This is a genomic window from Endozoicomonas sp. ONNA2 (assembly GCF_024606365.1).
Lineage (GTDB): Bacteria > Pseudomonadota > Gammaproteobacteria > Pseudomonadales > Endozoicomonadaceae > Endozoicomonas.
The window spans coordinates 1-2400 of record NZ_JAHHPO010000688.1; the positions used below are offsets into that span (position 1 = coordinate 1).

The 2400-nt window shown below is 42.2% G+C and carries 3 protein-coding genes; 2 read left to right on the forward strand and 1 reads right to left on the reverse strand.

What is annotated here, in order from left to right; genetic code table 11:
• Window positions 1–119 precede the first annotated feature (119 nt).
• Together KDK14_RS12060 and KDK14_RS12065 are read left to right on the forward strand one after the other, a co-directional pair.
• Window positions 120–1235 (forward strand): serpin family protein, encoded by a 1116-nt coding sequence (locus tag KDK14_RS12060; RefSeq protein WP_257265373.1) that lies wholly within the window; start codon window positions 120–122, stop codon window positions 1233–1235.
• 234 nt (window positions 1236–1469) lie between these two features.
• Window positions 1470–1925, forward strand: a complete 456-nt coding sequence (locus KDK14_RS12065; protein ID WP_257265375.1) for a hypothetical protein — start codon at window positions 1470–1472, stop codon at window positions 1923–1925.
• A 68-nt stretch (window positions 1926–1993) separates the two neighbouring features.
• On the opposite strand, the gene KDK14_RS12070 is transcribed toward KDK14_RS12065, so the two are convergent.
• A partial coding sequence (locus KDK14_RS12070) for a hypothetical protein (RefSeq protein ID WP_257265376.1) occupies window positions 1994–2400 on the reverse strand: 407 nt, incomplete at its 5' end.

The window sequence follows — 2400 nt, forward strand, 5'->3', positions numbered from 1 at the left end:
CGGCACGACCGGCTTCCGAAGGTTTCAACGTCTTCTGAAGTTACGGATTCAGGTGCAAATAAGCAACTACACTACATGATGGCAATAATGACAACTCATTTGACTCGGGAGTGCATGAAATGAATTTCCATCCTGCTTTTTCACCCGCAGCACAATACTTGCCCCCCACTGCATCAGCAAGCGCACAACCTTTAACGGACTCGTCGTACAGTAAGGTTTTCCACTCCCTTCATGAGAGTAGTCTGGTAGAGAGTAGCCTGGAATCGGATGTCAAACGTTTTATGGAGATAGCGAAAAAAAAACTTAATGATAGAAACATTGTGGTTTCACCGTACCTGATTTCTAAAACAGACAAGGTATCTATCGATTTACTGGGACTACTACAACGCGGACAAAGCGATATAAGTGATAAACCTGATAACCCGGCGGTTCACAGTTCACTGGCAAAATTACATTTTTTTTCCAAAAACACATCCATTGACACGACGCTTGAGCAGCTGGGCGTCCCCTGTACCAGCAGTCGTCAACTGGATCAACAAGGGTACGATAACGTCACTCAACGGCTCAATGAACAAATTGCCAAAGATACTAACGGAGTGATTACCAACCTGCTCAATCCTGGCGTGCTGAAAGACCCAAACACAGCTTTCTTGCTAGTAAGCTGGTTGTTTCAGCAAGTGTCATGGGAACAACCTTTCATGGTGAAACCTCAAATATATAGTACAAACATGACTTGGGACGGTAACAAGCAGCCGGAGATCGTCTGGATGGAAAGCGGCAAGGGGACAAACTTAATTGCTTATAAAAATATCTCAGACTTTGAGTTCATTGCCTTGCCTGTTAAGGAATCTGGTTTGAACGCTGTTTTCATCATGCCTCCTAAAGCGGCGCAACAAGAACACAGTGACAGAGTCAGCCATATCCTGACAAAAGGCTTGATCTCATTATTTGAACGTGAATGTGTTCAAGGACACGTCGCACTCCATTTACCCAAATATCAATTCGATTATGTCTATGAGGAAGATTACCCTGAATTGCTCGGTTCAGGAAAACATAGGGCAAATCTTAGCATTAATGAGGCAGGCGCCCATGTTGCGGCTGCATTCGCACTTCTTGGTGGTGGAATGCCTGAAGAGCTGCAGATCAATCGCCCCTTTTATTTTTTCATGATTTATGGTCAGGGTGAAGAATCAAGTTTAGTGGGTGCCGCCTATATTAAACAACCCTGGGGATAGTGAGTGCTGGATAATCTCCAATTATTATTAATTAATCTTCAAAACAGGATGGATTTCTCAGGAACCTGCCAGATCCAGTGCTGAACCTGGGTTAACCAAGAGGTCGTCTATTCTCGGACAGCCTCCCGGACTTGCCGCCGCTTATGCAGGCGTTATGTTTTACTTCAATGAACTTCAGAGAAAGTACATTGTCTAAAAAATATATTTCATTTATATGGACAGGATGATGAAGAAATGGAAATTTTAAGGGCATTGAAAATAGTAGGGTTATTTATCTTATTCTGCTCAAGTATTGCAGTAGCTGAACTGCCACCACATGTTTATGCGGAGTATCGTAAAACAGCCCCTGAAAAAATAGAGATTTTTATATTAAAGCTCACAAGTACACATAATCAAAGTGAGTATTCTACAGTCACAAAAATTAGTTCAATAGCAAAAATTAATAAAGTTTTTAGATCTGAAAGTAACTTATCTGAAGGTCAGACAATCAAGATTAATTATCAAAGAAATGAGCATGGTGAATTTTTTGTGGGTCCATCACAACCAATACATTTAAGAACGGGTAAAACCTATATTGCTTATCTTGTAGAGGGAGAGGGTTTTTATATGATCAGCGCGGGTGGTCATTCTTTTATCACATCTGATGACTACCAAAAATATTACAGCGATGAAGAGAGTCCAGAGCAGTAATTTCACAAGAAAATGCGATTAAATTACACGCAACATAACGAATAAGGATTTGTCCCGGAATAACTTTATCATTTTACAGTCTGGGAAAATGTCGCCGACTGCTTGCCGCAAAAGCACAAGTGTTTCCAGTTGTTCGGGAAGCGGGTTACTGAAATGTGGAAGTTATTCCGGGACAATTCCTGACCCGGATATTTTATAAATTTGCTCCCGATCTCGCTTGTCCTTTGCCGCTGCGGGAGGCTGTCCGAGAATAGCGCCCGACTGGGCGTTGCCGTAGCGAGGCTGGCAGAAAATTGAGGATAAAAAGCTTTGAACCACAAAGTACACGAAGAGCACAAAGGAAAAGAAAAAGCTCTTCTTTGTGCTCTTCGTGTGCTTTGTGGTTCCAATTCAAGACCCGCAACACCTGAAAACCAACCTGCCTGCACTCGTTCGCAGAAGCTAAAGAAAGAATGGACAATAGTAATATCAGGAA

Bases quoted from the DNA above. Each gene is read 5' to 3' on its own strand.
- KDK14_RS12060 (WP_257265373.1), top strand. From the start codon at position 120: ATGAATTTCCATCCTGCTTTTTCACCCGCAGCACAATACTTGCCCCCC.
- KDK14_RS12065 (WP_257265375.1), top strand. From the start codon at position 1,470: ATGGAAATTTTAAGGGCATTGAAAATAGTAGGGTTATTTATCTTATTC.